Source organism: uncultured Ferrovibrio sp. (assembly GCF_937960835.1).
Lineage (GTDB): Bacteria > Pseudomonadota > Alphaproteobacteria > Ferrovibrionales > Ferrovibrionaceae > Ferrovibrio.
Map to the genome: position 1 here is coordinate 39,266 of NZ_CALGPC010000013.1, position 26,201 is coordinate 65,466.

General features: G+C 64.3%; 29 protein-coding genes and 1 other RNA gene. 15 read left to right on the forward strand and 15 right to left on the reverse strand.

Annotated elements, in window-relative coordinates:
- Positions 1–11: 11 nt before the first annotated feature.
- From Q0603_RS12890 to pheA, 3 genes are read right to left on the reverse strand one after another with little or no spacing between them, the layout of a single operon-like run.
- Positions 12–941, reverse strand: a complete 930-nt coding sequence (locus Q0603_RS12890) for a prephenate/arogenate dehydrogenase family protein (protein ID WP_298726274.1) — start codon at positions 939–941, stop codon at positions 12–14.
- Positions 942–946: 5 nt separating this feature from the next.
- Positions 947–2,038, reverse strand: coding sequence for a histidinol-phosphate transaminase (gene hisC / locus Q0603_RS12895; protein WP_298726276.1), 1,092 nt, complete (start codon positions 2,036–2,038; stop codon positions 947–949).
- Between the two features lie 30 nt (positions 2,039–2,068).
- Positions 2,069–2,932: a chorismate mutase gene (gene pheA / locus Q0603_RS12900; RefSeq protein ID WP_298726278.1), complete on the reverse strand. Its 864-nt coding sequence runs from the start codon at positions 2,930–2,932 to the stop codon at positions 2,069–2,071.
- Between the two features lie 184 nt (positions 2,933–3,116).
- Between pheA and Q0603_RS12905 the strand changes: the two genes are divergently transcribed.
- Positions 3,117–4,292, forward strand: a complete 1,176-nt coding sequence (locus Q0603_RS12905) for a homoserine O-acetyltransferase (RefSeq protein ID WP_298726280.1) — start codon at positions 3,117–3,119, stop codon at positions 4,290–4,292.
- The gene (gene metW, locus Q0603_RS12910; protein ID WP_298726282.1) at positions 4,289–4,948 is read left to right on the forward strand and encodes a methionine biosynthesis protein MetW; all 660 of its coding nucleotides are present in this window, start codon (positions 4,289–4,291) and stop codon (positions 4,946–4,948) included. The genes Q0603_RS12905 and metW overlap by 4 nt, the downstream gene beginning before the upstream one ends.
- On the opposite strand, the gene Q0603_RS12915 is transcribed toward metW, so the two are convergent.
- Positions 4,928–5,680, reverse strand: a complete 753-nt coding sequence (locus Q0603_RS12915) for a methyltransferase domain-containing protein (RefSeq protein ID WP_298726283.1) — start codon at positions 5,678–5,680, stop codon at positions 4,928–4,930. The genes metW and Q0603_RS12915 overlap by 21 nt on opposite strands.
- 50 nt (positions 5,681–5,730) lie before the next feature.
- On the opposite strand from Q0603_RS12915, the gene gloB reads away from it, so the two are divergent.
- Entirely contained in the window at positions 5,731–6,504 is a 774-nt protein-coding gene (gene gloB, locus Q0603_RS12920) for a hydroxyacylglutathione hydrolase (RefSeq protein WP_298726285.1), read from the forward strand.
- 7 nt (positions 6,505–6,511) lie between these two features.
- On the opposite strand, the gene recR is transcribed toward gloB, so the two are convergent.
- The 4 genes from recR to ffs all read right to left on the reverse strand — a co-directional run bounded on the left by recR (position 6,512) and on the right by ffs (position 9,390).
- Positions 6,512–7,105 carry a recombination mediator RecR gene (recR, locus tag Q0603_RS12925; RefSeq protein ID WP_298726286.1) on the reverse strand — a complete coding sequence of 198 codons (594 nt, stop codon included), beginning with the start codon at positions 7,103–7,105 and terminating at the stop codon, positions 6,512–6,514.
- Between the two features lie 19 nt (positions 7,106–7,124).
- Positions 7,125–7,448 carry a YbaB/EbfC family nucleoid-associated protein gene (locus tag Q0603_RS12930; RefSeq protein ID WP_298726288.1) on the reverse strand — a complete coding sequence of 108 codons (324 nt, stop codon included), beginning with the start codon at positions 7,446–7,448 and terminating at the stop codon, positions 7,125–7,127.
- A 15-nt stretch (positions 7,449–7,463) separates the two neighbouring features.
- The gene (locus Q0603_RS12935) at positions 7,464–9,239 is read right to left on the reverse strand and encodes a DNA polymerase III subunit gamma/tau (protein ID WP_298726290.1); all 1,776 of its coding nucleotides are present in this window, start codon (positions 9,237–9,239) and stop codon (positions 7,464–7,466) included.
- Between the two features lie 52 nt (positions 9,240–9,291).
- Positions 9,292–9,390, reverse strand: an RNA gene (gene ffs, locus Q0603_RS12940) — signal recognition particle sRNA small type.
- Between the two features lie 192 nt (positions 9,391–9,582).
- Here ffs and nudC point away from each other — a divergent pair.
- Positions 9,583–10,584: an NAD(+) diphosphatase gene (gene nudC, locus Q0603_RS12945; RefSeq protein ID WP_298726292.1), complete on the forward strand. Its 1,002-nt coding sequence runs from the start codon at positions 9,583–9,585 to the stop codon at positions 10,582–10,584.
- Between the two features lie 69 nt (positions 10,585–10,653).
- Here the strand turns inward: nudC and Q0603_RS12950 are convergent, their stop codons facing one another.
- The 4 genes from Q0603_RS12950 to meaB all read right to left on the reverse strand — a co-directional run bounded on the left by Q0603_RS12950 (position 10,654) and on the right by meaB (position 13,612).
- Entirely contained in the window at positions 10,654–11,052 is a 399-nt protein-coding gene (locus Q0603_RS12950; RefSeq protein ID WP_298726294.1) for a type II toxin-antitoxin system death-on-curing family toxin, read from the reverse strand.
- 15 nt (positions 11,053–11,067) lie between these two features.
- A complete protein-coding gene (locus tag Q0603_RS12955) occupies positions 11,068–11,292 on the reverse strand; it encodes an AbrB/MazE/SpoVT family DNA-binding domain-containing protein (protein ID WP_298726297.1) in 225 nt (74 codons plus the stop codon).
- Positions 11,293–11,584: 292 nt separating this feature from the next.
- Complete coding sequence (locus Q0603_RS12960; protein WP_298726299.1) at positions 11,585–12,595, reverse strand: alpha/beta fold hydrolase; 1,011 nt, start codon at positions 12,593–12,595, stop codon at positions 11,585–11,587.
- A gap of 12 nt (positions 12,596–12,607) precedes the next feature.
- The gene (meaB, locus tag Q0603_RS12965; protein WP_298726300.1) at positions 12,608–13,612 is read right to left on the reverse strand and encodes a methylmalonyl Co-A mutase-associated GTPase MeaB; all 1,005 of its coding nucleotides are present in this window, start codon (positions 13,610–13,612) and stop codon (positions 12,608–12,610) included.
- Positions 13,613–13,793: 181 nt separating this feature from the next.
- Between meaB and Q0603_RS12970 the strand changes: the two genes are divergently transcribed.
- The 7 genes from Q0603_RS12970 to rplS all read left to right on the forward strand — a co-directional run bounded on the left by Q0603_RS12970 (position 13,794) and on the right by rplS (position 19,267).
- Positions 13,794–14,327 carry a hypothetical protein gene (locus tag Q0603_RS12970; RefSeq protein ID WP_298726303.1) on the forward strand — a complete coding sequence of 178 codons (534 nt, stop codon included), beginning with the start codon at positions 13,794–13,796 and terminating at the stop codon, positions 14,325–14,327.
- A gap of 222 nt (positions 14,328–14,549) precedes the next feature.
- Positions 14,550–15,446, forward strand: a complete 897-nt coding sequence (locus Q0603_RS12975) for a DUF3108 domain-containing protein (RefSeq protein ID WP_298726305.1) — start codon at positions 14,550–14,552, stop codon at positions 15,444–15,446.
- A gap of 292 nt (positions 15,447–15,738) precedes the next feature.
- Positions 15,739–17,112: a signal recognition particle protein gene (gene ffh, locus Q0603_RS12980; RefSeq protein ID WP_298726307.1), complete on the forward strand. Its 1,374-nt coding sequence runs from the start codon at positions 15,739–15,741 to the stop codon at positions 17,110–17,112.
- 60 nt (positions 17,113–17,172) lie between these two features.
- Positions 17,173–17,550, forward strand: a complete 378-nt coding sequence (rpsP, locus tag Q0603_RS12985) for a 30S ribosomal protein S16 (RefSeq protein WP_298726308.1) — start codon at positions 17,173–17,175, stop codon at positions 17,548–17,550.
- A gap of 8 nt (positions 17,551–17,558) precedes the next feature.
- Complete coding sequence (gene rimM / locus Q0603_RS12990; protein WP_298726310.1) at positions 17,559–18,113, forward strand: ribosome maturation factor RimM; 555 nt, start codon at positions 17,559–17,561, stop codon at positions 18,111–18,113.
- Positions 18,110–18,847 carry a tRNA (guanosine(37)-N1)-methyltransferase TrmD gene (trmD, locus tag Q0603_RS12995; RefSeq protein ID WP_298726312.1) on the forward strand — a complete coding sequence of 246 codons (738 nt, stop codon included), beginning with the start codon at positions 18,110–18,112 and terminating at the stop codon, positions 18,845–18,847. Before rimM ends, trmD begins: the two co-directional genes overlap by 4 nt.
- A gap of 36 nt (positions 18,848–18,883) precedes the next feature.
- Positions 18,884–19,267 carry a 50S ribosomal protein L19 gene (rplS, locus tag Q0603_RS13000; RefSeq protein ID WP_298726314.1) on the forward strand — a complete coding sequence of 128 codons (384 nt, stop codon included), beginning with the start codon at positions 18,884–18,886 and terminating at the stop codon, positions 19,265–19,267.
- Positions 19,268–19,393: 126 nt separating this feature from the next.
- On the opposite strand, the gene Q0603_RS13005 is transcribed toward rplS, so the two are convergent.
- Both Q0603_RS13005 and Q0603_RS13010 read right to left on the reverse strand, forming a co-directional pair.
- Entirely contained in the window at positions 19,394–20,056 is a 663-nt protein-coding gene (locus tag Q0603_RS13005; protein WP_298726316.1) for a hemerythrin domain-containing protein, read from the reverse strand.
- Positions 20,057–20,081: 25 nt separating this feature from the next.
- Positions 20,082–21,338: a hypothetical protein gene (locus tag Q0603_RS13010; protein ID WP_298726317.1), complete on the reverse strand. Its 1,257-nt coding sequence runs from the start codon at positions 21,336–21,338 to the stop codon at positions 20,082–20,084.
- A gap of 396 nt (positions 21,339–21,734) precedes the next feature.
- On the opposite strand from Q0603_RS13010, the gene Q0603_RS13015 reads away from it, so the two are divergent.
- Together Q0603_RS13015 and Q0603_RS13020 are read left to right on the forward strand one after the other, a co-directional pair.
- On the forward strand, positions 21,735–22,385 hold the full coding sequence (locus Q0603_RS13015; protein WP_298726320.1) for a glutathione S-transferase N-terminal domain-containing protein: 651 nt from the start codon (positions 21,735–21,737) through the stop codon (positions 22,383–22,385).
- Between the two features lie 120 nt (positions 22,386–22,505).
- Positions 22,506–22,910, forward strand: coding sequence for a DoxX family protein (locus tag Q0603_RS13020; RefSeq protein ID WP_298726323.1), 405 nt, complete (start codon positions 22,506–22,508; stop codon positions 22,908–22,910).
- Between the two features lie 52 nt (positions 22,911–22,962).
- Here Q0603_RS13020 and gcvA read toward each other — a convergent pair whose 3' ends face one another.
- Positions 22,963–23,880 (reverse strand): transcriptional regulator GcvA, encoded by a 918-nt coding sequence (gene gcvA, locus Q0603_RS13025; protein WP_298726325.1) that lies wholly within the window; start codon positions 23,878–23,880, stop codon positions 22,963–22,965.
- Positions 23,881–24,049: 169 nt separating this feature from the next.
- Here gcvA and leuC point away from each other — a divergent pair, with 169 nt between their 5' ends.
- Positions 24,050–25,462 carry a 3-isopropylmalate dehydratase large subunit gene (leuC, locus tag Q0603_RS13030; RefSeq protein WP_298726327.1) on the forward strand — a complete coding sequence of 471 codons (1,413 nt, stop codon included), beginning with the start codon at positions 24,050–24,052 and terminating at the stop codon, positions 25,460–25,462.
- A gap of 17 nt (positions 25,463–25,479) precedes the next feature.
- Positions 25,480–26,109: a 3-isopropylmalate dehydratase small subunit gene (leuD, locus tag Q0603_RS13035; protein ID WP_298726329.1), complete on the forward strand. Its 630-nt coding sequence runs from the start codon at positions 25,480–25,482 to the stop codon at positions 26,107–26,109.
- The last annotated feature ends 92 nt before the right edge of the window (positions 26,110–26,201 follow it).

Sequence of the window (26,201 nt, forward strand, 5' to 3'; positions counted from 1 at the left end):
GACGGCAGACCTCAATCCTGCGCGTCGCCCTTGGCGGCTGCCGGCGTGCGGCCGAAATCGGGCGCGGCGGTTTCCTGGCCCGCATCGATGATGGCGCGACGGATGGCGCGCGTGCGGGTGAACAGGTTGAACAAAGTGTCGCCCTCGCCCCAGCGGATCGCGCGTTGCAGCGCGATCAGATCCTCGGTGAAGCGGCCAAGCATTTCCAGCACCGCTTCCTTGTTGTTGAGGAAGACGTCGCGCCACATGGTGGGATCGGAGGCGGCGATGCGGGTGAAGTCGCGAAAGCCGCCGGCGGAATACTTGATCACTTCGCTTTCAGTGACGGTTTCCAGATCGTCCGCCGTGCCGACGATGTTGTAGGCGATCAGATGCGGCACATGGCTGGTAATCGCCAGCACCAGATCGTGATGCCGCGGCTCCATCAGCTCCACCTTGCTGCCGAACGCCGTCCAGAAGGCTTTGACCTTCTCGATGGCCGCCGCATCGGTGCCGGGCGGCGGGGTGAGGATGCACCAGCGGTTGTTGAAGAGTTCCGCAAAGCCGGCCTTGGGGCCGGAATGCTCGGTGCCGGCAACCGGATGGCCGGGCACCAAATGCACCCCGGCCGGCAGATGCGGCTGGGTGTCGCGGATCACGCTCTGCTTGCACGAGCCGACATCGGAGACGATCGCGCCAGGCTTCAGGACCGGCGCGATATGCGCCGCCACGGCAGCGAAGGCGCCGAGCGGAATGCAGAGCATGACGAGATCGGCATCCTTTGCAGCCTCCGCCGCATCGGTATGCACCTCATCGCCCAGCTTCAGCGCCCTGGCCTGTTCGCGATGCTGTTCGGAGGCATCGGCGATGGCGATCTGTTTCGCCAGGCCGTGCTGACGCGCGGCGCGCGCGATCGACGAGCCGATCAGGCCGATGCCGATGATGGCCAGCCGCTCGAACATGCGCGTTAAGCCTTCGCCATGAACTCGGTGAGCGCGGCGATGACCAGATCGTTCTCTTCCACCGTGCCGATGGAAAGACGCAAGGATTCCGGCAGGCCGTAAGCGCCCATGGCGCGCAGGATCAGCCCCTTGCCGCGCAGGAAGTCATCGGCCTTCTTCGACTGCTCGGGCCCGCCGGGGAAGCGGATCAGCAGGAAATTGCCGACGCTGGGCAGCACATGCAGGCCAAGCCTGGACAGCGCATCGGACACGCGCGGCAATTCGATGTCGTTATGGCTGCGCGCCTTGTCGAGCCAGGCGACGTCTTCCAGCGCCGCAACGCCGGCCGCCTGGGCGGCAGAGTTGACGTTGAACGGCCCGCGCACGCGGTTCAGCACCTCGACGATGTTGGTCGGGGCATAGGTCCAGCCAAGGCGCAGCGCCGCCAGGCCGTAAATCTTGGAGAAGGTGCGCGTCATGATGGTGTCGTCGCGCTCGCGCACCAGTTCGGCGCCGTTGGAATAATCGTTACGGCTGACATATTCGGCATAGGCCGCGTCGATCACCAGCAGCACGCCGGCCGGCAGACCCTCGCGCAGGCGGCGCAGCTCGGAGGCCGAGATGTAGCTGCCGGTCGGATTGTTCGGATTGGCGAGGAAGACGATCCTGGTCTTCGGCGTCACCGCCTTCAGCAGCGCATCGACATCCGCGGTGTAATTCGTCTCCGGCGCGGTGACCGGCGTGGCGCCGCGCGCCTTCGCCGCAATGGCATACATCAGGAAGCCATGCTGCGAATACAGGACCTCATCGCCCGGACCGCAATAGGCGGCGCAGATCAGCGAGATCATCTCGTCCGAGCCGTTCGAGCAGACGATATTCTCGACTGGCAGGCCATAATGCTTGGCGAGCGCGGTGCGCAGCGCATCGGCGCCGCCATCGGGATAGCGATGCAGCTCGGCCGCCAGCTTCTGATAGACAGCTACCGCCTTCGGGCTCGGACCGATCGGGCTTTCGTTCGAGGACAGCTTATGCACCTTGGCGACGCCCGGCACGCTGCCCTCGCCACCCTTGTAGGGAGCGATGTCGAGAATTCCAGGTTGCGGCTTCGGCGCGGTCACGGCGGCTACTCCTCTGACACTCTTTCAGACTTAGGCTTCGGCGACCGGCACAGGATAGGCGCCGATCACGACGACATCGACAATCAAATTGGGCTCGGCGGCCCGCAGCGCGGCAAGACGCTCATCGCCATCGACCAGGAAGCCCGGAAGCTCAATCAGCATGCGCGTCTCGCCGTCCGGGGTGCAATGCTGCGCCAGGAAGTGGCCCTCCAGCCCCACCTTATTCAGCAGGCCCGACAGGCGGGTGATGCTGGGGGCGGCATCGGCGGTCACCACCACGACCAGCGTGCAGTCGTCGCCGGATTCCTCTGGCGGCGTGCGGGCAACTACAAAAGCGCCCAGTTCGGCGAGGCGACCGCGCGGATTGGGCACGAAGGGCAGACGGGCAACGATGCGGGGGGTATCTTCAGCGCGGCCAGCCAGCGCCGGCCACCAGGATTCCTTCTCGCCGTCTTCCGGCAGGGCCATGATGCCAAGCGTCGCCGGCTCGGCCGAGATGGCCCGCATGACCGCCGTGGCAGTGGTGCAAAGCTGCATTGGCGTGGTCGAGCCATAGAAATCCCGCGCCAGGTCCAGGCGCGCGGCCGACTTGTTCGGCGCATGCACAGCAACCTTGAGCGGCGCCTGCAGCTCATACAGCGAAGAGATCATCTCGCGCCAGATCCGCACCAGGGCCGCCAGCGGCAGGCCGCTGCGATGGCGCTCCATCAGGCGGCGCAGGATCTGCGCTTCGCGTCCGGGTCGCAGGAAAGTGCCGCGCTCACCACTGTGTGCCTTGGTGACGGCAACGCGCTGCACCGCCTCGGCACGGCGGCGCAGCAGGTCTTGGATCTGGTCGTCCAGGACGTCGATCTCGCGCCGCAGGTCGGCCAGACTGGGAATATGCTCGCTCATGAAGGGACTAAGTTATAGGGGCAGGAAAAAGCCGCATAGTCTTAGGGCCTTCGCCAGCGGATTGCAAAGCCCGGATAGGGCAGGAAAACATTGACAGTACGGGCGGGGGTCCGTAAGCACTGTGGCCCCGGCCGGGAGATCATGGTTTCCGGCGGCTCCTCCCGTCTTGAGAACGACTCCGATTATGAGCGCAGCCACCCCCCGCCTGCATAGCCTGGATCCCATCGGCCCCGGCCATCGGGTGACGCTGGGGGAAACCCTGCCGCTGAAGCTCGATTGCGGGCTGGATCTCGGGCCCTACCAGGTTGCCTACACCACCTATGGCCGGCTCAATGCCGACAAATCCAATGCAATCCTGGTTTGCCACGCGCTGACCGGCGATCAGCATGTCGCCAACACCCATCCGGTGACCGGCAAACCCGGCTGGTGGGTCAGCATGGTGGGCCCCGGCAAGGTGATCGACACGGATCGCTATTTCGTGATCTGCACCAATGTGCTGGGCGGCTGCATGGGTTCGTCCGGCCCGGCAGAAATCGACCCGAGCAGCGGCAAGCCCTATGGCCTACGCTTCCCCGTCATCACCATCCGCGACATGGTGAATGCCCAGGCGATGCTGCTGGATCATCTCGGCATCCATCAGCTTTTCTGCGTCATCGGCGGCTCGATGGGCGGCATGCAGGTGCTGCAATGGGCCGCGAGCTATCCCGAGCGCGTCTTTGCCGCCATCCCGATTGCCACCGCGGCGAAGCATTCGGCGCAGAACATCGCCTTCCATGAGGTCGGACGCCAGGCGATCTATGCCGATCCCAACTGGAACAAGGGCGACTATTTCGATCATGGCGTGATCCCGCGCAACGGCCTTGCTGTCGCACGCATGGCCGCCCACATCACCTATCTGTCGGAAGCAGCACTGCATCGCAAATTCGGCCGCAACCTGCAGAACCGCGAGCGCATCACTTACGGCTTCGAGACGGAATTCCAGGTCGAAAGCTACCTGCTGCATCAGGGCTCGACCTTCGTCGACCGCTTCGACGCCAATTCCTATCTCTACATCACCCGCGCGATGGATTACTTCGATCTGGCCGCGCAGGCGGGCGGCAATCTGGCGGCGGTGTTCCAGGGCACCAAGACGCGCTTCTGCGTCGTTTCGTTTACCTCCGACTGGCTGTTCCCGACCTCGGAGAACAAGGAAATCGTGCGCGCGCTGAATGCGGCGGCGGCGAATGTCAGCTTTGTCGAGATCGAGACCGACAAGGGCCATGACGCCTTCCTGCTGGACGAGCCGGAGATGTTCCGCACCTTGAAAGGCTTTCTCGACGGCTGCGCCGAGGTGCGCGGCCTGAACGGATCCCAGACATGAACGACCGCGCTTTGACGCCGCCGTCGCAGAAGAGCGGCGGCCACAAGGATATCCGCCGCGACCTGCTGCTGATTGCGGAGATGGTGGCGCCGAAAAGCCGCCTGCTGGACGTTGGCTGCGGCGATGGCGCATTGCTGGAATATCTGGCGCGCGAAAAGGATGTCGACGGACGCGGCATCGAAATCCGCCAAAGCGGCGTGAATGCCTGCGTGGCGCGCGGCTTGAGCGTGATCCAGGGCGATGCCGATACCGATCTGCCGGATTACCCGGATGCCGCCTTCGATTACGTGGTGCTCAGCCTGACGCTGCAGGCCACCAAGAATCCGCGCAAGGTGCTGCACGAGATGCTGCGCATCGGCCGGCGCGCCATCGTCTCCTTCCCCAATTTCGCCTACTGGCCGGTGCGGCTGCAGCTGCTGCTCGGCGGCCGCATGCCGATGACGGCGGCGCTGGACGATCCCTGGTACGACACCCAGAACATCCATCTCTGCACGATCCTCGATTTCGACGACCTTTGCGCCAGGGACGGCATCGTCGTCGAACAGCGCATCGCAGTGGACGGCAAGGGCAACCGCGAGGGCTGGAAGCTGCAGGGCAATCTGGCGAATATCTTCGGCGCCCAGGCCGTCTATCTGTTACGCCGGCGCGGGGCCTGAACCGCCCCAGACGGGCGCCGTCGGCTTCAGCACGAAAGTCTTCTGCTTGACCTTCACCGGCTTCAGCGGCGCTGCGGCATAGACCTGCTTTTCGGCTTCCAGCAGCAAAACGCCGGAGAAGCGGTTCCACAGGATTTCGCCGGTGCGCTCCCAGGCAAAGGCGGCACGCACCACGAAGGCGCGATTGGCCGGCGGCAGCCATAAAGCCGATTGCGCCTGCGTCGGCGAAAACAGCGAATCGCGCATCAGCCGCGTCAGTTGCGGCGGCGTATAGGGCCGGCCCTGACCGAAGGGCGTCGCCTCGATATGCGCCCACAGGCCGCGGCGGTTCGGCACCACGGCCAGGAGCCGCCCCTGCGGCGTAAGCACGCGCCAGACCTCGCGCAGCAGCGCGCGCACATTCTCGGAATTCTCCAAAGCGTGCATCAGCAAAAGGCGGTCCACGCTGGCATCGGGCAGCGGCAGCTCGTCTTCATCGACCAGCATCACCCGGCCCGGCAGGCCGCGCGGCCAGCGCACCACGCCCTGCGGCCCCGGCATGGCGGCGATCACCCGCTCGGCCTCGGCTTCAAAAATGCGCAAATACGGTGTCGCGTAACCCAGCCCCATGACGCGCAGGCCGGAAACATCGGGCCAGATGGCGCGCAGGCGCAGGCGCAGCAGGCGGCGCACGGCCTGGCCCAGATGGCCGCTGTAGAATTCCCGCAAATCGATGATGTCCGGACGCAGCATCGCGCTATGTTAGCATCTGGTTGGAACGAACGCTTCGGTTAGAATTGGCCATGCCCCTCGATATCGTCCAGATTCCCGTCCTGAACGACAATTACGTCTATCTCGCCCGCGATCCGGCGACCAATGCCGTCGGCGCGGTCGATCCCGCGGTCCACGAACCGGTGCTGGCCGAACTCAGCAAGCGCGGCTGGACCCTGACCCATATCCTCAACACCCACCATCATCCCGATCATGTCGGCGGCAATATGGCGCTGAAGGAGGCGACCGGCTGCCAGATCGTCGGACCGAAGGCGGATGCCGAACGCATCCCCGGCATCGATGTCGCGCTGGCCGATGGCGACCGCTGGTCCTTGGGCAGCGAGGAAGCCGTCATCTTCGACGTGCCCGGCCATACGCGCGGCCATATCGCCTTCTGGTTTGAAAAGAGCGATGCGCTGTTCTGCGGCGACACGCTGTTTGCGCTGGGCTGCGGCCGGCTGTTCGAGGGCACGCCGGCGCAGATGTGGACGTCTTTAAGCAAGTTCCTGAAGCTGCCCGACAGCACGCGGGTCTATTGCGCGCATGAATATACCGAGTCGAATGCGCGCTTCGCCGTCACCGTCGAGCCCGGCAACGAGACGCTGCAGCTGCGCTACAAGAAGATCAGGGAGCTGCGCGAGAAGGGCCTGCCAACCGTGCCGTCCACCATCGGCGATGAGCGCGCCACCAATCCCTTCCTGCGCCCGATGAGCGAAAACCTGCGCATGACGCTGGGATTGCAGCATGCCGATGACGTGGCAGTTTTCGCGGAAACGCGCCGCCGGAAGGATAGCTTCCGCGGCTGACACGCCGCTAGAGCGGGCGCCTGGCCTTCAGCGCGGCACCCAGAGTGCCGTCGTCGAGATAGTCAAGCTCGCCGCCGACCGGCACGCCATGGGCCAGACGCGTGATCTGCACGCCCGATGGCGACAGGCGATCGGTGATGTAATGCGCCGTGGTCTGGCCTTCGACGGTGGCGTTGGTGGCGATGATGACTTCGCGGGTCTTGCCCGCCTGCACGCGGCCGATCAGGCTGTCGACATTGAGGTCGCTGGGGCCGACGCCGTCGAGCGCCGAGAGCGTGCCGCCCAGCACATGATAGCGGCCCTTGAACACGCCCGCGCGTTCCAGCGCCCAGAGATCGGCGACGCTTTCGACCACGCAGATCAGCCCCTCGTCGCGGCGCGGATCGCTGCAGATGGCGCAAGGATCGCGGCTGTCCAGATTGCCGCAGGTCGAGCAGGCATGCACGCTGTCGCCCACTTCGCGCAAGGTGGCGGCCAGCGGCACCAGCAGCGCATCCTTCTTCTTCAGAAGATGCAGCGCCGCGCGGCGTGCCGAACGCGGCCCCAGGCCCGGCAGACGCGCCAGGAGCTGGATCAGCCGCTCGATCTCAGGACCGGCCATGATGGTTAAATGACGCCGATCAGAACGGCAGCTTCATGCCAGGCGGCAGCGGCAGACCCGCGGTGAGCTGCTGCATCTTCTCCGCCATCTCGCGCTCGACGCGGGCCTTGGCATCGGCATGGGCGGCCTTGATCAGGTCTTCCACCACTTCCGCCTCTTCCGGCTTGAGCAGCGAGGGATCGATGCGCACGCCCTTCAACTCGCTCTTGCCGTTGAGCGTCACGGTGACCATGCCGCCGCCGGCCGAGCCCTGGACTTCCTGGGCTTCCAGCTCGGCCTGCATTTCCTGCATGCGCTGCTGCATGGCCTGCGCCTGCTTCAGCATCTGGCCCAGATTCTTCATTACTTGGCTCCTTACTCAGTCGAGTTCGTCGAGCGGATCGACATCGTCCGTCATATAGGCCGGACCTTCGGCATCGTCATCGGCCTCGATCTCGGGCGCCGGCGGCTGCAGCTCGCGCACGCTTTCCAGCACCGCGCCGGGGAAGGCGGTCAGCACCGCCTGCACCAGCGGATGCGCCTGGGCATGGGCGCGGCGCCTGCTTTCTTCGGCCTGCTCCTGCTCGGCCAAGGTCGGCTCGCCCGGCAGCTTGCTCAGGCTGACCACCCAGCGCTGGCCGGTCCACTGCTTCAGCTTCTCGATCAGCCGACCGGGCAGATCGTGATGCGCCTGCGCGGTCAGCCGCATTTCGATGCGGCCCTGCTCGAAGCTGACCACATGCACGTCGTTGTAAAGCTCGGCCGCCAGCAGGCCTTCGCGCATGTCGCGCGCAAGCTGCACCAGGGCGGGGAAGGTCGTTGGCATCGCCGCATAAGCGACCGTCTCGCCCGGCTGCGGCTGGGCTGACGGCATCATCGCGGGCTGCGTCTGCAAGGCAGCAGACGCCGCGCCGCCGCCATTGCCCGCAGCAGCGCCGCCGCCGCGCGACACGGGCGTCATCGCCGGACCGGCGCCGCCGCCCTTTTCCTTCCATTCCTTCACCAGATCGGCGGGGCTTGGCAGATCGGCGGCATAAGCCAGACGCACCAGCACCATTTCGGCAGCGGCCAGCGGCACGGGCGCAGCGCGCACTTCCTGCAGGCCTTTAAGCAGCATCTGCCAGGTGCGCGCCAGCACCGGCATGCCGAGCTTGGCGGCGAGTTCCTTGCCGCGGTTGCGCTGGGTCTCAGGCAGCGTGACGTCATCTGGCGTGCCGCCGATGACTTTGACCCGCGTCAGCCAATGGGTGAGATCGAGCAGATCCTGCATCACCACGGCGGGATCGGCGCCGAGATTGTATTGCTGCTGCAGATTTTCCAGCGCCTCGGGCAGCTTGCCGTGCAGCAGCAGATCGAGCAGCGCGAAGACCTGGCCGCGGTCGGCCAGACCAAGCATGTCGCGCACCAGTTCCGCATTCACCTGGCCGGCACCATGGGCAATGGCCTGATCGAGCAGCGACAGGCCATCGCGCACCGAGCCTTCGGCGGCGCGGGCGATCAGGGTCAGCGCGTCGTCATCGACCTGCGCCTCTTCCTGCTTGGCGATGCGCTTGAAATGCTCGGTAAGAACGCTGATCTCCACGCGCTTGAGGTCGAAGCGCTGGCAGCGCGACAGCACGGTGACCGGCACCTTGCGGATTTCGGTGGTGGCAAAGACAAATTTCACATGCGGCGGCGGCTCTTCCAGCGTCTTGAGCAGGCCGTTGAAGGCCGCCGTCGACAGCATGTGGACTTCGTCGATGATGTAGACCTTGTAGCGGGCCATCGACGGCGCATAGCGGACCGCCTCGATGATCTCGCGGATGTCGCCGATGCCGGTGCGCGAGGCGGCGTCCATCTCGAAGATGTCCGGATGGCGGTCCTCGGCGATGGATTTGCAGTTGTCGCATACGCCGCAGGGGCTGACCGTCGGGCCGCCATTGCCGTCCGGCCCGGTGCAGTTCAGCGCGCGGGCGATGATACGCGCAGTGGTGGTCTTGCCCACGCCGCGCACGCCGGTGAGGATGAAGGCCTGGGCGATCCGGCCCGTGGCAATCGCGTTGGTCAGCGTGCGCACCAGCGCATCCTGGCCGATCATCTCGGCGAAGGTGCTGGGCCGGTATTTGCGCGCAAGGACGCGATAGGGGGCTGGAGCGGCGGAAGCGGCGTTGCTCATCTTGGAAAGACTAGTCGCCCCCACCAAAAAGATCGACAGGCGAAAGGAGGAAGGTGGGAGGCTGGACAACGACCCGAGCGGAAACTCGTTACGGCTGCTTCCTTCCGGACCTGACCGGGTTGGCGAGGCGCCCGTCCGCCGCCAACCTCCCGGGGCCTTATATCGTTCATTGGCCCGGGCAATTCAATGGGCAGGCAATTCAATGAGTAGCACCGGTCTCCGCTCAGGCCTGTGGATAGTTTGCCGATTCGCCCGATTTTCCGTACCGTTAAGCCGCGCCTGCTGCTGCACCGCCGCATAGCAGTCCGTAGACGTCCTGCGCTGCCTGTGCCAGCCTTCGGCCATGGACACGCCCGCTTCCGCCGCACGCCCGCCTCGACCGATTGGTTTCACCGGCTCGCATCTCGACCGCGCCGGCAATCCGCGCCGCAATGCCGCCTGGCTGAACGGGCAGCGCAATCTGCCCAATGCCCGCTTTCTGGTGATGCGGGAATTGAAGGCGCTGGTCGATATTACCGCCAGGCCGGCGCAGATCGCCTGGCAGGACCGCGCCTGGGCCGATGCGCATGCCGCGCTTCCCTGCGTCTTTCTCGGGCTCGCCGAGGGCATTCCGTATTTCGCCATCGATGCCGATCAGGCCGAGGATGCCGCCGCCCTGCATGGCGAGCGGACCAAATACATCGACGTGCGCTCCATCGCGCCGCAGCTTGCGCCAGAGGAAGCCGCGATCCTGGCGCAGGCGCGCAGCCTGATCGACTGGCATCAGCGGCATGGCTTCTGCGCCCAATGCGGCAGCAAAACGGACCTGGCCGAAGCAGGCTATATGCGCCGCTGCACCAGCCAGGCCTGCAACGCGCAGCATTTCCCGCGTACCGATCCGGTGGTGATCATGCTGGCCGTGCGGCGCGATCCGCAGACCGGCGAGGACATGGTGCTGATGGGCCGCCAGTCGCGCATGCCGCCGGGCATGTATTCGGCGCTCGCTGGTTTCATGGAACCGGGCGAGAGCATCGAAGAAGCCGTGCGCCGCGAGATCATGGAGGAATCCGGCGTGCCGACAGGGGCCGTGCGCTATCTCTGCTCGCAGCCCTGGCCGTTCCCCTCCTCGCTGATGATCGGCTGCATTGCCGAGGCGATAGATGCGACGATCACCGTCGATCCGCATGAGCTGGAGGATGCGCGCTGGTTCAGCCGCCGCGAGGTGGCCGAGATGCTGGAGCGGGGCAAGCAGCGGCTGGCGCCCAGCGACCCGCCGCCGGCCAACAATCCGCAGAACGAGCCCTGGATGCCGCCGCCGCTGAGCCTGGCGCATCAGATTGCCAAACGCTGGCTGGCGGGCGCGTAAGCGCAGAAACAGCCCTTTCAGTTGCGATCCAATTGCAGCCCATTCACGCCAATTGGAAAAGATCCCGGTTCAGGGCTGGGGCAATTCATAAGGTTGAAGATGCGCACGAATCCACGCTGCGAAATCTTCCTCACTGAGGCTGCCTTCAGCCAAACGCAGCATGATGCTGATATGCTCAACTTCGTCGGCGACGAAATCCCATCCGTTCAGGCGCAGAAATAGCTTCGCAGCAACAAAGGCTGATCGCTTATTACCATCGACAAACGGGTGGTTGCGCGCGATGCCGTATCCGTAAGCTGCAGCTAGGCTTGCGGCATCTGGTGTGCCATAGGCGGCCAGGTTGATAGGGCGGGCCAGCGCTGACTCCAGCAGCCCGGCATCGCGCAGCCCGCTGCTGCCGCCATGCTCGGCAAGCTGGGTGTCATGTACCGCCATAATCACAGCAGCATCGATCCAGGCCCAATCCATGGTCGGCGCTAATGCCTACTTCGCAAGCTCTCGCAGCACATCGCGGTGCTCTTTCATGATTTTGCGCGCCATTTCCATCTGACGTTCGAATTCGGGGTTGTATGGCGTCAACCGAAAACCGTCGGGCGTCTCCGTCAGGTAAAGCGTATCGCCTTTCTCCACCTTCAGCCGCGACAGCGCATCCTTAGGCAGAACCACGCCGGTGGAATTACCGACTTGCGTCAATTTCAGCGCGAACATGATCAGCTCTTGCGTTCTAACAATTGTTAGAAACAATATGTTGGTGCAGCCGGAAAAACAATCCTGAAAAATTGAACTTGTTATTTATTTAATATCAAAGGCTTAACCATCTAAAAGCCTGCAAAACGCCCCCTTTTCACTTTAGGGCAACGAATATAAGCCCCCAGTCTTTTCCGATCGTCGCCCCGCGTAGAAACATTCAGCCCCTTGCGTACACAACATGAAGAATTGCGCCTGAATTTCCGGCTTTCTCAGGAATGAGTGAAAAAAAATCATGCATTCTTTGCCCTCGCTAAACCAGCCAGCGCCGCACCTGCGCCTTGATGAAGGCTGTGTCTTCCGGGTTTAGCGCCGGATTGCCGGCGCGGTGGCCCCAGATGCTGGGGATCGGGCAGAGTTCGGCGTCGCGCAGATAAGGCAATTCGGCTTCGTTGTCGGCGACGCGGAAATAAAGGTCCGTCTCGCCCGGCATCAGCAGCACGCGCGCCTTGATGGCGCGCAGGGCGGCAGCGAGGTCGCCGTTGTATTGCGGATTGGCGCTGATATCGCCAGCATGCCAGCAGCGCAGTTGCGCATAGAGATCGGCAGCGGCGCGGCGGCCGAACCGTTCTTCCCAATCGGTGCGCAGAAAGGTTTCCAGGTCCGGCGCCTTCAGTGCCGAAAGATGCAGACCGGCACGATAGAAATCCTGGCTGAGCGCCCAGGCCGCATAGATGCGGCCGAAAGCGCGCATCGCCGCTTTGGGCTGGCTGCTGAACCGGCCATTGCCGAGATGCTCGGGCGCGGCTTCGAGCGTTGCCATCAGGCTGAGCAAAAACACCTTGTTATGCACGGCCGTGCGCGCCGAGCCGCAGTTGACCACGATGCGCGCGACCTGATCGGGAAACAGCGCGGCCCAGTGATAGGCCTGCTGCGCGCCCATCGACCAGCCATAGACGCAGGCGAGGCGCTCGATGCCGAACTGCTCGGCCAACAGGCGGCGTTGCGCCTGCACGTTGTCATAGGCCGTGACCAGCGACGGATAGTTTGGATTGTTCGACGGGCTGGAGGACAGCCCGTTGCCGAACATGTCCGGGATGACGATGAACCAGCGCGTGGGATCGAGCACGCCGTCCGGATGGATCAGCCATTCCAGATCCGGATGCTGGGCGCCATAACTGGTCGGATAGAGGATGACGTTGTCGCGCGCGGCATTCAGCCTGCCATGCGCTTTCCAGCTTAAGACTGCGTCCGGCAGGATTTCGCCGGACAGCGTTTTCACATCACCGAGTTTGAACTGACCGCTTCGCTGATCCCAGGTCATGCGCCGCGTATCCTATCGCCGCAGCATGGCGAGCAGCCTGCGCGCGGCAGCCGATGGCGTCGTCTTCCCCGCGCCGACCGCCTTCTGCAGTTTCGGCAGTTCCTGTGCGATCTGCGGATCGCTTTGCAGCAGATCGAGCAGGCCGTCCTGCAATTCGCGCATCAGCCAGGCTTCGGCCTGGGCGCGGCGCTGGGCCTGCCATGCGCCGGTCTTTTCCAAAGCGGCGCGGTAGTCGCCAATGACGGACCAGACCTCATCAATGCCTTCATTCAGCAAGGCAGAGGCAAGCCGCACCTGCGGCATCCATTCGGCATGGCGGGGCCGCATCAGATGCAGCGCCATGCGGTAATCGGCGGCGGCAAGGCGCGCGGGCTTGAGCAGATCGCCATCGGCCTTGTTGATCACGATGAGATCGGCCAGTTCCATGATGCCGCGCTTGATGCCCTGCAGATCGTCGCCGCCGGCCGGCGCCAGCAGCAGCAGGAAGATGTCGACCATGCCAGCCACCGTCGTTTCCGACTGGCCGACGCCGACGGTTTCCACCAGCACGACATCGAAGCCGGCTGCTTCGGTGAGCAGCATCGCCTCGCGCGTGCGGCGCGCCACGCCACCCAGCGAGCCGCCGGACGGCGTGGGCCGGATGAAGGCATTCGGATCGCGCGCCAGTTTTTCCATGCGCGTCTTGTCGCCCAGGATCGAGCCGCCGGAGAGCGTCGAGGACGGATCAATTGCCAGCACGGCGACGCGATGGCCCTGGCCGGTGAGATAGGTGCCGAAGCGTTCGATGAAGCTGGACTTGCCCACGCCGGGCGTGCCGGAGATGCCGATGCGGATCGCCTTGCCGGTGGCGGGCAGGATCTGCTGCAGCAGGGCTTCGGCGGCAGCCTGGTCCTGCGGATGCCTGGATTCGACAAGCGTGATGGCGCGGGCCAGCGCCCGGCGATCCCCGGCGATCAGGCGCTCGGCCAGTTGGGCGGCATGGGCGGCGGGATCGGCGGGGCGGCGGGCGAAAGACATGGCCGGACCTTAGCGAAGCGCCCAGCCAAGTGCCACAGGCAGCCAGTGCCACTGGCGGTAGGCCCTGATGAGCCGCTCCGCACGGCAAGGGCCGGATGAATCTGACCAATTCTGTCAGTCGTCCGGACTGGACGTTAACATCGATTGACAGCGGCTCTTCCGGATTCGTATCGATAGAGCCATGACGAATCGGCTGGACCTCCCCGTCGAGAGTAACCCTCTGCGCGCGCTGGAAAAAGCGCGGGCCGATCTTGCGCGCGGTTCGCACAGCGATGCCGGCCAGACGGCCGAGGACCATCCGGCAGATGCAGAGACCCGCCCCGTCTTCGTGACCGAAATGCAGGAACAGGCCCTGTCCGAGGCATTGGCCGCCCGGCTCGATCTGCTGCGCGCCCGTCTGACGGCGGCGCGGGAGGATCCGGTTTCGGCGCTTCTATTCTGCGGCGATGCCGAGCAGGATTGCCGGGCCTTGGCGGAAATCTGCCATCAGGCCGGCTGGAAGATGACCGGCACCGGGGTTGCGCTGCTGAGCGATTGCCTGCGCCGTGTGGTGCCCGCGGAAGAACACCATCTGGAGCTGGTCGGCCTGCTGATCGATGCGCTCTATGCCCTGCGCCGCACCGAAACCCGCGCCGACATGACCCAGGCGGGCGAAGAGCTGCTGCGCGGCCTGCAACTGGCGGTGGGCCGCGAACTGGGCCGCATGGACGCCTGAGCCTCAGAGGCGCACCGCTGAGCCACAGAGGCGCACCGGGGGCGAGCCGGCTGGCTGGGCTGTATCGGCGTCCCAAGAATGGCCGCATAAAAATCCCTCTGGATTTTGCCGATTCGGCCTTACATTAGGGCCATGCGGAAGATGGTTTCGTCCTTCGCAAAGCGGCCCGTACAAACCGCAAAGGCCGCCTGCCCCGGCAGCCCGAAGTCGGCCCGGCGGCTGTTGCCTCTTCCAATATTGCCCCTGCTGGCGCTGCCCTTCCTGGCATTCACGATTTGCGACACCCGCGCCGAAACATCCGGCACGGAATCCAGCAACGGCGCGCGTCAGCCCGTGCATAGCGCGGAAGTGACCTTCGGCGTCTATGCGCTGGGCTCCAAGGGCGTCGAGATGCGGCTGGCGACGAAGCGCGGCGAAAGTGCCGTGCAGGTCGATACGGCGATGAAAACCGCCGGCATGCTGGACTGGGTGATGAGCTTCACCATGACCGGCCAGGTGGTTGCCCGCATCGACGGGGCGCAGCTGCGGCCGATGCTGTATGTCACCCAGAGCGACGGCAACTGGTCGAAGCGCGCCACCCGGATGACCTGGGAAAAGGACGGCCAGCCGATCATCGACATGCTGGAGCCGCCGAACGAAACCGACGACCGCGAGCCGGTGCCGGAATCCCTGCTGCAAGGCACCTCTGATCCGACCACGGCGATGATCGCCCGGGCGCTGCGCGGCGGCGCCGAGCCGCCCTGCACCGGCATGGATGCGATCTTCGACGGCCGGCGGCGCTACAACATGCATTTCACCCCCATCGGCCCCGACTGGGTGAAGCCGCATAACCGCAGCGCCTATAGCGGCCCGGCCTTCAAATGCCAGGTCAAGATCGAGCCGGTGGCCGGCTATACCCGTACGTATCTGGCGGAATGGAGCGAAAAAGACGAACAGCCGACCCTGATCTGGCTGGTCCAGCCAGACGGCATCGACGCCTGGATCCCGGTGCAGCTTGAAGGCGGCTTCCGGCTCGGCTCGGCGATGGGCTGGATTTCCGGCGCCAAGCTGAACGGTAAGGAATGGCTGGCGCCGCTGGGCCTGATCCGGGCTGAGATTCCGCGCGACCCTTCCCCGTAAGCCTTTGATAAGTCTGTCTTTCTGGCATACGGCACGGTATGCAGGCCCCAGATATACTGCCTCAGGCGCCGCATAATCCGGACAAGCGGCCCTGGGTCCCGCGCTTTCGCGGGACGGATGGGTGAGGATGCCTTGACTTCCCCCCACCAAACCGCTTTATTCCGCCCGCTTTCCGGTTTTGGGAGCTGTATCCGGTCCGAGGATCGCCGTCCGTCCGCGAGTTTCGCGCACGGGCGCCGTTTCGTTTTGCGACTATATCAGCCTCACCAGCTGGAAACGGAGCAGAGGAATCATGTTTGAGTCGCTGAGCGGCAAACTGGGTGAGGTTTTCGAGCGGCTGCGCAAGCGCGGCGCACTGACTGAATCCGATGTTTCGGAAGCGCTGCGCGAAGTGCGCGTGGCGCTGCTGGAAGCCGATGTCGCGCTCCCCGTCGTCAAAAGCTTCATCGACGGCGTGAAGGCCAAGGCAGTTGGCCAGGAAGTTCTGCGCTCGGTCACGCCGGGCCAGATGGTCATCAAGATCGTCCACGATCATCTCGTCGAGATGCTGGGCGGCGCCGGCGAGGGCGAGGAAATCAGCCTTGCCGCCGTGCCGCCGGTGCCGGTGCTGATGGTCGGCCTGCAGGGGTCGGGCAAGACCACCTCGACCGCCAAGATCGCCCTGCGCCTGCAGAACAAGGAACGCAAGAAGGTGCTGATGGCGTCGCTCGACGTCTATCGCCCTGCCGCGCAGGAACAGCTCAGGATTCTCGGCGAGCAGACCGGCGTTGCAACGCTGCCCATCGTGCCGGGCCAGATGCCGGTCGACATTGCCAAGCGCGCACTGCAGGCCGCCAAGCTCGGCGGCTTTGACGTGCTGATGCTGGATACCGCCGGCCGTCTGCATATCGACGAGCCGCTGATGCTGGAAGTCGCAGCGGTGCGCGATGCCGTGCAGCCGCATGAGACGCTGCTGGTCGCCGATGCGCTGACCGGCCAGGATGCGGTCAACGTCGCGAAGAGCTTCAACGAGCGCGTCGGCATCACCGGCATCGTTCTGACCCGCGTCGATGGCGATGGCCGCGGCGGCGCAGCATTGTCGATGCGCGCCGTCACCGGCAAGCCGATCAAGCTGATCGGCGTGGGCGAAAAGATGGATGCGCTGGAAAGCTTCCATCCCGAGCGCATCGCGCAGCGCATCCTCGGCATGGGCGACATCGTGTCGCTGGTCGAAAAAGCCGCCGAGACGATCGAAAAGGAAGAAGCCGAGCGCCTGGCCGCCCGCGTGCAGAAGGGCCAGTTCGATCTCGACGACATGGCCTCCCAGCTCAAGCAGCTGCGCAAGATGGGCGGCATGTCGGGCGTGATGGGCATGCTGCCGGGCATCGGCAAGATCAAGCAGCAGCTGGCGCAGGCCAATATCGACGAAACCATCCTGAAGCGTCAGGAAGCCATCATCGGCTCGATGACCAAGGAAGAGCGCAAGAATCCGAAGCTGATTCACGCCTCGCGCAAGAAGCGCATCGCGGCCGGCTCGGGCACCTCGGTGCAGGACGTCAACAAGCTGCTCAAGCAGCACATGCAGATGGCCGACATGATGAAGCGCATGTCGAAGCTGGGGCAGAAAGGTTTCATGCGCAGCATGGGCGCGATGCTGCCGGGAATGCCCGGCATGCCCAAGCTGTAAGGGTGCAACAGTTCAGTTTCACAGTTTTTGAGTTTTCACGGTTTAACGAAAGGAAGTTCAATGTCAGTCAAGATCCGCATGACCCGCGGCGGCGCCAAGAAGCGTCCGTATTACCGCATCGTGGTTGCCGATTCGCACAGCCCGCGCGACGGCCGCTTCATCGAGAAGGTCGGCTCCTACGACCCGATGCTGCCGAAGGACAAGCAGCGCGTGCAGCTTGATGTCGACCGCATCAAGTACTGGCTGGATTGCGGCGCGATTCCGTCGGACCGCTGCGCCCGCTTCTTCGCCGAGGCCGGCCTGATGAAGTGGCAGCACGGCAACAACCCGATCAAGGGCAAGCCGAAGGCCAAGGCGCAGGAGCGTATGAAGGCTGCCGAGGAAGCCGCCAAGGCTGCGGCTGAGGCCGCCGCAACGCCGGCCGGCGACGCCGCCTGATCGAAAGCATGACCCGCACGGTCATGCTGGGCGTCGTGATCGGCGCGCAAGGCATCCGCGGCGAGGTGAGGGTCAAGACCTTCACCGCAGAGCCGGAAGCGATCGGGGATTACGGTCCCCTGCAGGATGCCAGCGGCCAGCGGCGCTTCAAGCTGACCGTGCGGCGGGTAAGCAAGGGTGACGTGGTGATTGCCAGCATCGAGGGCGTGACGGACCGCAACGCAGCCGAGGCGCTGAAAGGCACCGAGCTGCATGTCGAGCGCACCGCCCTGCCGCAGGCCGAACCGGGCGAGTACTACCACGCCGATCTGATCGGGCTGCAGGCCATCACCGTTACCGGCCGCGTTCTGGGCCAGGTGGTCGCGGTGCATAATTTCGGCGCCGGCGACATGCTGGAGGTGCGAACCGAAGGCGGCCGCTCGGCCATGGTGCCGTTCACCGACGACGCGGTGCCGGAAGTGGACATCGCCGGCGGCAAGCTGCTGGTGGAACCGGCTTTCTGGCTCGGCGACGAGAGTAAAGGCGACGGGCGTAAAGAGGACGGCCGGAAGGTCGAAGGATGAGCAACGCTCCGGTCCGGCCGTGGACTGCCCGGGTACTGACGTTATACCCGGCGATGTTTCCCGGCCCGCTGGGGCAGAGTTTGGCAGGCCGGGCGCTGGCCGAGGGTGTGTGGGCGCTGGGAGTGGTGGACATCCGCGACTTCGCGCGCGATAAACACCGCACCGTCGACGACACCCCCTTTGGGGGCGGGCCCGGCATGGTGATGCGGCCGGATGTACTGGCGGCGGCGATCGACTCCGTACGGGAGGACGAGGCAGCCAAGTCCCAGCCGCTGATATACTTTTCGCCGCGTGGCCGGCGCCTGGATCAGGCCCTGGTGCACGAGGTCAAGGCGGCAGGCGGCGTGACGCTGATCTGCGGCCGGTTCGAAGGGGTGGACGAGCGGCTGTTGCAGGCGCGCCCCGTCGTCGAGGTCAGCCTCGGCGATTTCGTCCTCTCGGGCGGCGAGATCGCGGCCTACGCGTTGATCGACGCGGTGGTGCGGCTGCTGCCCGGGGTCATGGGTGCCGAAGAGTCCGGCACCGAGGAGAGTTTCGCGGACGGCTTGCTGGAATATCCCCAGTATACCCGGCCGCAGATGTGGGAGGGCCGCAGCGTGCCGGACGTGCTGCTGTCGGGCCACCACGAGAAGATCGCAGCCTGGCGGCGCGCGATGGCGGAACAGATCACCGCCGAACGCCGGCCGGACCTGTGGGAAGAATACCGGCGCCGCAAGGGCGGTGGCGGAACGTGAAACGAGTTTTGACTTTTTGAAGAAAGGCGGTTGGCCATGAATCTTTTGCAGCAGATCGAGAAGGAGCAGTCCGACGCTTTGGCGGCTGCGCGCGCCGTGCCGGATTTCGGTCCGGGTGACACGCTGAAGGTGAACGTCAAGGTCATCGAAGGCGGCCGCGAGCGCGTGCAGGCCTATGAAGGCGTGTGCATCGCCCGCTCCAACCGCGGCGTGAACTCCTCGTTCACCGTGCGCAAGATCTCCTACGGCGAGGGCGTGGAGCGCATCTTCCCGCTCTATTCGCCGCGCATCGAATCGATCGTCGTGGTCCGCCGCGGCGACGTGCGCCGCGCCAAGCTCTACTACCTGCGCGGCCGTACCGGCAAGGCGGCCCGCATCACCGAGAAGCGCGACTACCAGGGCGCTGCCGACAAGGAGTAACGGGATCGGGCACCTCGGCGCCCGGGACCGCTTGAATCAGAACCGCCTGCCGGTTTTCACCGGCAGGCGGTTCGTCGTTTTCACGATGGACAGACCAGCGCCTGTCCGGCGCGTCCCATCGTCCGGTCAGGCCCTGCTGGTCATCTGCATCAGCAGTTCCAGCTTGCGCTCCATGAGCTCGCGGCCCATTTCGTGCAGGTCCAGATCACTTTGCTGCAATTGCGGGAAGAGCTCGTTTTCCTCTTCCTTGACGTGATGCTTGACGTATTCGCCAAGCACCTTGACCTTGGCGTCGTAGAGATCCTCGCTGGGCTTCATCTTTTCGATCTCGGCGATCAGCTGCTTGGCTGAGGCATGCTCGACGATGGCCTCGTCGACAAGGTCCTCCTCCACCGTATCGCTCTCGTCCTGAGCAGCGGGATAAAGCAGTTCCTCCTCGATCTTGGCATGCACCTTGAGCATCAGGCAGATCTTGGCCGCCATCGCCGCCTTCTCCGCATTGCTTTCCAGATGCTCGAACTGCTCGAACAGCGCCTCCACCTCGCGGTGATCCTGCTTCAGCAGCGCGATCGCATCGGCCGGAACCGTCTTTTCCGACATCATCTGGCTCATCTCGCGGGCGACTTTGCGCATCGCCGGCGTGATCGTCAGGCGGCTGCGGCGGCCGGGGCGGGATGTGCTGCGCCGCGCGGTCGAGCGGCTGGACGTCTTGCGCCGCGCCGTCGTGGCCGTGCGTCCCTTGCGCGTGCTGGAACTTGATTTTCTTTTCGTCTGTGTACGCTTAGCCATGCTGGTTCTCTCCTCCGTTTAATCCTTACGCCACGAGCCGGCTGGCGTAGCCGGTGGTGGCGTTCTTGCGCTCGCCGTCGCGCCGCAGGCCCGGCGTCGGATGCGGCCCCTCGGTCTCCAGGCGGTATTCGCCGCCGTCCGCGCGGGCCTGTTCGATCACCTGCTCGCTGGGCACGCCGCCTTCGTTGACCACCTGCTGGTAGGCGAAGTAGCGGTGATCGTCCGGCAGGTCGCTGATCGGCACGAATTTCTCTTCCTTCGACGTCAGGTCGATCTGATCCTTCAGCACCTGGCGCACGTAGTCCTTGTTTTCCTGGAAGAGCAGCGGCTGCTCGAGGCTCTTTGGCAGCATCTCGGCGGGATCGCGCTTTTCGATCTGCTTCATCATCTCGCAGGCGAGCCGCAGATGCTCGATCTCCATGTTCAGATGCAGCTCATAGAGCGCCTTTACGCGCGGATCGGGCTCCTGCTCCATGAAGGACCAGTAGAGCCAGCATTCGTTGTATTCATGCATGACCAGATTGGTCAGCCAGGAGGCGGTCGGATCGAGGATCGACTCATAGTGACTGACATGCTGCTCTTCAATCTCGGCGATCTCGGCATAAAGGCCGCGCGCCAGCATTTCCTGCGGCCGGTTGCCGATGGTCATGTAGAAGTTCATCGTCTGCTGCTCGGCCGCCATCACGGTCAGCGCGTTCAGGATCGATTGCGGATCGGCGGCCAAAGCCGTCATCGGCCGGCGGATTTCGTCGCGGGGATCGCGATGCTCGAAGATGGTCGGGCGCCCCGGCATGATTTCGGTCAGTGCGCCGACGATCTTCTCAGCCTTCTTGTCGCTTTCGATCAGCCCCATGAGGTTGGCGTAGCGATAGAGGTGATCGAAATCCTCCAGCAGGCCGAATTCGTAGACCTGCTTCAGATAGGCGTCCGGCTCATGCTGGGCGACCCAGGCGGTGAGGTCGACGGCGACCTGCTCGTAGCCGATGGTCACCTCCAGGGTCGATTCATTGCCCGGGATCAGCCAGTTGATCGCCTTCTGCTGCTGCGCCTCGGCGCGGCGCACCAGCGCGAGCTGCTGCTTCACCTTCGGGTCCGCGGTATGGCGCGCCATGGTATGCGAGAACATCACCGCTTCGACCTCGATGCCGTTCATCACGATGCCGCGGCAGCGGCTGTAGGGATGGACGGTTTCCTTGTCGTAGGGTTTGACGTTGAGCTCGGACCAGTTGCGAAATTGCCGTTCGATGGGGATGCCGCGCTCTTGCAGCGGATTGAATGCCATGGGGCTCCTCCAGTGGCGGTATGCGATGGACCTTGCCGTGCTGGCGGCGAGGATGCCGAGACCTGCCCGGCGGGTGTGTTCACAACGACACCGTCCATTGGTTGTTCCGTTCCGGCCTGCGTATTTTTGAGCGAGTCAAGAACGCGAAGGCATCATGCGCCTTCATTCCGGATTGAATTCGTTGCGGACATAAATGCGCCAATGCGACACAGGTGCGACATAAACGCGCCCGCATTCACCGCTTACATGACATTCTGCCGTCGTTTCAGCGGCCGCCGTCCGGGCGGTATTTCTGGTAAGTATCGGAGCGGATGGTGCCTTCTTGCAAAACAGCGGGGCGATGGCATATGCCTCGGTAGCGGCTGTTCTGCCGTTCTCAAGGAGGAAATGTTCTCAATGCCCAAGATCGACTTCTATTTCTCTCCCGGCGCCTGCTCGCTGGCGACGCATATTGCGCTGGAAGAAGCCGGCGTTTCGTTTACCCCCAAGGTAACCTCCACCCGCAAGGGTCAGACCCGCTCGCCGGAATATCTGGCAGTGAACCCGAAGGGTAAGGTTCCGGCGCTGGCGATCGACGGCAAGGTGCTGACCGAAAATGTCGCCATCCTGTCCTGGCTGGCGAAGACTTATCCCCAGGCCAGACTGCTGCCGGCCGGCGATCCGCTGAAGGAAGCCGAGGCGCTGTCCTTCCTTGCCTGGTGCGCCTCCGGCGTGCATCCGGTCCTGTCGCGCTTCTTCGGCCCGCAGCGTTTCTGCGATCTGCCCGACAGCGCCGACAACATCAAGAAGCTGGCCACCGAGCAGAATGCCGCCAACTTTGCGCTGATCGAAAAGGCGCTGGAGGGCAAGGAATGGCTGTTCGGCGACTGGTCGGTTGCCGATGGCTATATCTTCGTCTTCTTCAACTGGGCCAAGAAGCTGGGTCTCGACGTTTCCGCCTATCCCAACTACGCCAAGCATTTCGAGCGCATGCAGCAGCGTCCGGCTGTGCAGCGCGCGCTGGCGCGCGAGCAGGCTGCGCAGGCCGAACTCGACAAGGCGGCGTAAATCCCGTCATCCAAATCTAGTCACTATAAGTGTAGCCGCGGCCATGGCGAATGCCCTTCGCCATGGTCGTTATGCTATAAGGATCTGCCGTAAGAGGCGGAAACACAAAGGAAGACAGCGATGTCACTCATCGAGAAACTTGGTCCCCTGGTGGGCCGCATTCTGATCGCGCTGCTGTTCATCCCGGCGGGCATCGGCAAGATTTCGGGCTTCGAAGGCACGGTCGGCTATATCGCTTCGAAGAACTTGCCTTTGCCGGAGGTTGCCGCCGTCGGCACGATCATCGTCGAAGTGCTCGTCGCTTTGGCGCTGCTGATCGGCTTCAAGGCCCGCTGGGCTGCCCTGATCCTGGCCGCCTTCACGGTCGCCGCCGCGGTTCTGTTCCACAATTACTGGGCGATGAGCGATGCCGCGATGGCCGGCACCAACAAGATCATGTTCTACAAGAATCTCGCAATCACCGGCGGCCTGCTATTCATCGCCGCCTTCGGTCCCGGTCCGCTGTCGTTCGACCGGCGCCGCTGACACCGCTTTGATCAACCGGGCCGGGAAACCGGCCCGGTGTTGAGGCGAGCGGTCAGGCCGCCTCGTCCTTCTTCTTGGAAACGTCTTCCACCAGCCAGTCGCGCATCGCCTTGATGCGCGGCGCATCCGCCATGTGCTGCAGGCAGACGAACCAGTAGCCGTTGGTCAGCGCCAGCGGCGTGGTGTCGAACAGGGTCTGCAGCCGTCCGGCGGCGATCTCCTCGGCCACCAGTTCCGGGTCCATCACCGCAACCCCCATGCCCTGCACGGCGGCCTGGATGGCATAGGAGCGCGTTTCGAACATCGGCCCCACGGTGGGGTCGATCGCCTTGTCCTTCACCCCGGCGGCATTGAGCCAGATACGCCAGTCGTCGCGCCGGTTCTGCGAATGCAGCAGCTTCTGCCCCTTCAGGTCTGAGGGGGTCTTCAGCATGGCGGCCAGCTTGGGCGCGGCCACCGGCACCAGCGATTCCGAGAACAGCCGGGTGGCGTTCAGGCCGGGCCAGTCGCCGTCGCCATGGCGGATGGCGCAGTCGATCCCCTCGCGTTCCAGATCGGCCGGCTTGATCGAGGTGGTGATGCGGACCTCGATATCCGGGTATTTCTCCTGGAACCGCGGCAGGCGCGGAATGAACCAGCGCATCGCAAAGGTGGACAGCATGGACACCGTCAGCGTGCCCTCGCCGCGCCGCGCTTCCAGCTTGGACAGCGCGCTGGCCAGATGGTCGAAGCCCTCCTGCACGTCGGGCAGGATGAGCTGCCCCTCGGTGGACAGGACCAGGCCCTTCTTGGTGCGGTGGAACAGCGGCACGCCCAGCAGTTCCTCCAGCTGGCGGATCTGATGGGAAATCGCCGACAGGGTGACCGACAGTTCCTCGGCCGCAGCGGTGAAATTGAGGTGCCGGCCGGCCGCCTCGAAGGCTTTCAGGGCATTGAGGGGCAGCAGACGGCGGCTGGGAAGGTGAGGCATGGAAATTCTTTTAAGCCGGAGGCGAATTTAAATCCACCGGATGCCACGGAAATCAGACTGGACGCGGGCGGGGCGGTCGGCTTGAATTCTGGCCCCTTGGGGGAATGCCCTATTCCAGGCCACAATACAGTTCAAGACAATTGGACAGTTCAAGAAGATCGGACCAGCCATGACCGCGCCGCGCACGTTATACGACAAGATCTGGGACAGCCATCTGGTCGATATGGACGACCAGGGGAACGGTCTCCTCTATATCGACCTGCATCTGGTTCATGAAGTGACCTCGCCGCAGGCCTTCGCCGGCCTGCGCGCCGCCGGCCGCAAGGTGCGCCGCCCCGACCGCACGGTGGCGGTGCCCGATCATAACGTGCCGACCACGCCGGACCGTGCCAAGTTCGTCTTCGAGGACGAGGAGGCCAGGATCCAGGTCGAAACCCTGGATCGGAATGCCAAGGAATTCGGCGTCAACTACTACCCGATGAACGATATCAACCAGGGTATCGTCCATATCGTCGGCCCCGAGCAGGGCTTCACCCAGCCGGGCATGACCATCGTCTGCGGCGACAGCCATACCTCGACGCACGGCGCCTTCGGCGCGCTGGCCTTCGGTATCGGCACATCGGAGGTTGAGCATGTGCTGGCGACCCAGACGCTGCAGCAGCGGCGCGCCAAGAACATGCGCATCGACATCGACGGCACGCTCGGCCCGGGCGTGACCGCAAAGGACATCATCCTCGCCATCATCGGCAAGATCGGCACCGCCGGCGGCACCGGCTATGTCATGGAATATACCGGCAGCGCCATCCGCAGCCTGTCGATGGAAGGCCGCATGACGGTCTGCAACATGTCGATCGAAGCCGGCGCCCGCGCCGGCCTGATCGCGCCGGACGAGGTCACCTTCGAATACGTCAAGGGCAAGCCGCATGCGCCCAAGGGCGCCGCCTGGGAACAGGCGCTGGCCTGGTGGAAGACCCTGCCCTCCGATCCGGGCGCGCATTACGACATGGAGGTCTTCCTCAAGGCCGAAGAGATCGCGCCGCATGTCACCTGGGGCACCAGTCCGCAGGACGTGGCCCCGATCACCGGCGCCGTGCCCAATCCGGCCGAGATCAAGGACGAGACCAAGCGCGCCGCGCTGGAACGCGCCCTGAACTATATGGGCCTGAAGCCGGGCGAGAAGCTGGAGGACGTGGCGATCCAGCGCGTCTTCATCGGCTCCTGCACCAATGGCCGCATCGAAGACCTGCGCGCCGCCGCAGCGATCGCCAAGGGCCGCAAGGTCGCCCCGGGCGTGCAGGCGATGGTCGTGCCGGGCTCGGGCCTGGTGAAGCATCAGGCCGAGGAGGAAGGTCTGGACAAGATCTTCATCGAGGCCGGCTTTGAATGGCGCGAGCCGGGCTGCTCGATGTGCCTGGCGATGAATGCCGACAAGCTGAAGCCGGAAGAGCGCTGCGCCTCCACCTCGAACCGCAATTTCGAGGGCCGCCAGGGTCCGCGCGGCCGCACGCATCTGATGAGCCCGGCCATGGCCGCGGCGGCTGCCGTCACCGGCAAGCTCGCCGATGTGCGCAAGTTCATTTGAGCGGGGAGACTGACGTCATGGATAAATTCACCACCCTGACCGCCGTCGCGGCGCCGCTGCCGATGATCAATGTCGATACCGACATGATCATCCCCAAGCAGTTCCTGAAGACCGTCGAGCGCACCGGCCTTGCAAAGGGCCTGTTCTTCGAACTGCGCCAGGACAAGGACGGCAACCCGGTGCCGGACTTCTTCATGAACCAGCCGCAATACAAGGGCGCGCAGATCCTCGTGGCCGGCGAGAATTTCGGCTGCGGCTCGTCGCGCGAGCATGCGCCCTGGGCGCTGCTGGATTACGGCATCCGCTGCGTCATCGCGCCAAGCTTTGCCGACATCTTCTACAACAACTGCTTCCAGAACGGCATCCTGCCGATCAAGCTGCCGCAGGAAGACGTCGACAAGCTGATGGACGACGCCAAGCGCGGCCAGAATGCCCGCATCACCGTCGATCTGGAGAAGCAGGAGATCCGCGGCCCCGATGGCGGCGTGATCAAATTCGAGATCGACGCCTTCAAGAAGCATTGCCTGCTCAACGGCCTCGACAATATCGGCCTGACCCTGGAGAAGAAGGCGAAGATCGACAGCTTCGAGGCGAAGCAGCGCGGCACCCAGCCCTGGCTTTATGCCGCCGCCGGACGGACGGCGTAGCAGGCCTGATCGTCATGCCCGGGCTTGCCCCGGGCATCTCTTGCGACTTTGAAAAAAGACCCTCGGGTCAAGCCCGGGGGTGACGTTTTGTA

Bases quoted from the DNA above. Each gene is read 5' to 3' on its own strand.
- meaB (WP_298726300.1), bottom strand. From the start codon at position 13,612: ATGTCTTTCGCCCGCCGCCCCGCCGATCCCGCCGCCCATGCCGCCCAA.
- rpsP (WP_298726308.1), top strand. From the start codon at position 17,173: ATGTCAGTCAAGATCCGCATGACCCGCGGCGGCGCCAAGAAGCGTCCG.
- Q0603_RS12970 (WP_298726303.1), top strand. From the start codon at position 13,794: ATGACGAATCGGCTGGACCTCCCCGTCGAGAGTAACCCTCTGCGCGCG.
- nudC (WP_298726292.1), top strand. From the start codon at position 9,583: ATGGACACGCCCGCTTCCGCCGCACGCCCGCCTCGACCGATTGGTTTC.
- Q0603_RS12935 (WP_298726290.1), bottom strand. From the start codon at position 9,239: ATGAGCAACGCCGCTTCCGCCGCTCCAGCCCCCTATCGCGTCCTTGCG.
- Q0603_RS13020 (WP_298726323.1), top strand. From the start codon at position 22,506: ATGTCACTCATCGAGAAACTTGGTCCCCTGGTGGGCCGCATTCTGATC.
- recR (WP_298726286.1), bottom strand. From the start codon at position 7,105: ATGGCCGGTCCTGAGATCGAGCGGCTGATCCAGCTCCTGGCGCGTCTG.
- rimM (WP_298726310.1), top strand. From the start codon at position 17,559: ATGACCCGCACGGTCATGCTGGGCGTCGTGATCGGCGCGCAAGGCATC.
- pheA (WP_298726278.1), bottom strand. From the start codon at position 2,932: ATGAGCGAGCATATTCCCAGTCTGGCCGACCTGCGGCGCGAGATCGAC.
- leuC (WP_298726327.1), top strand. From the start codon at position 24,050: ATGACCGCGCCGCGCACGTTATACGACAAGATCTGGGACAGCCATCTG.
- rplS (WP_298726314.1), top strand. From the start codon at position 18,884: ATGAATCTTTTGCAGCAGATCGAGAAGGAGCAGTCCGACGCTTTGGCG.
- metW (WP_298726282.1), top strand. From the start codon at position 4,289: ATGAACGACCGCGCTTTGACGCCGCCGTCGCAGAAGAGCGGCGGCCAC.
- Q0603_RS12890 (WP_298726274.1), bottom strand. From the start codon at position 941: ATGTTCGAGCGGCTGGCCATCATCGGCATCGGCCTGATCGGCTCGTCG.
- Q0603_RS12905 (WP_298726280.1), top strand. From the start codon at position 3,117: ATGAGCGCAGCCACCCCCCGCCTGCATAGCCTGGATCCCATCGGCCCC.
- Q0603_RS12950 (WP_298726294.1), bottom strand. From the start codon at position 11,052: ATGGATTGGGCCTGGATCGATGCTGCTGTGATTATGGCGGTACATGAC.
- Q0603_RS13005 (WP_298726316.1), bottom strand. From the start codon at position 20,056: ATGGCTAAGCGTACACAGACGAAAAGAAAATCAAGTTCCAGCACGCGC.
- Q0603_RS12915 (WP_298726283.1), bottom strand. From the start codon at position 5,680: ATGCTGCGTCCGGACATCATCGATTTGCGGGAATTCTACAGCGGCCAT.
- ffh (WP_298726307.1), top strand. From the start codon at position 15,739: ATGTTTGAGTCGCTGAGCGGCAAACTGGGTGAGGTTTTCGAGCGGCTG.
- Q0603_RS12960 (WP_298726299.1), bottom strand. From the start codon at position 12,595: ATGACCTGGGATCAGCGAAGCGGTCAGTTCAAACTCGGTGATGTGAAA.
- trmD (WP_298726312.1), top strand. From the start codon at position 18,110: ATGAGCAACGCTCCGGTCCGGCCGTGGACTGCCCGGGTACTGACGTTA.
- Q0603_RS13015 (WP_298726320.1), top strand. From the start codon at position 21,735: ATGCCCAAGATCGACTTCTATTTCTCTCCCGGCGCCTGCTCGCTGGCG.
- Q0603_RS13010 (WP_298726317.1), bottom strand. From the start codon at position 21,338: ATGGCATTCAATCCGCTGCAAGAGCGCGGCATCCCCATCGAACGGCAA.
- gcvA (WP_298726325.1), bottom strand. From the start codon at position 23,880: ATGCCTCACCTTCCCAGCCGCCGTCTGCTGCCCCTCAATGCCCTGAAA.
- Q0603_RS12930 (WP_298726288.1), bottom strand. From the start codon at position 7,448: ATGAAGAATCTGGGCCAGATGCTGAAGCAGGCGCAGGCCATGCAGCAG.
- Q0603_RS12955 (WP_298726297.1), bottom strand. From the start codon at position 11,292: ATGTTCGCGCTGAAATTGACGCAAGTCGGTAATTCCACCGGCGTGGTT.
- gloB (WP_298726285.1), top strand. From the start codon at position 5,731: ATGCCCCTCGATATCGTCCAGATTCCCGTCCTGAACGACAATTACGTC.
- leuD (WP_298726329.1), top strand. From the start codon at position 25,480: ATGGATAAATTCACCACCCTGACCGCCGTCGCGGCGCCGCTGCCGATG.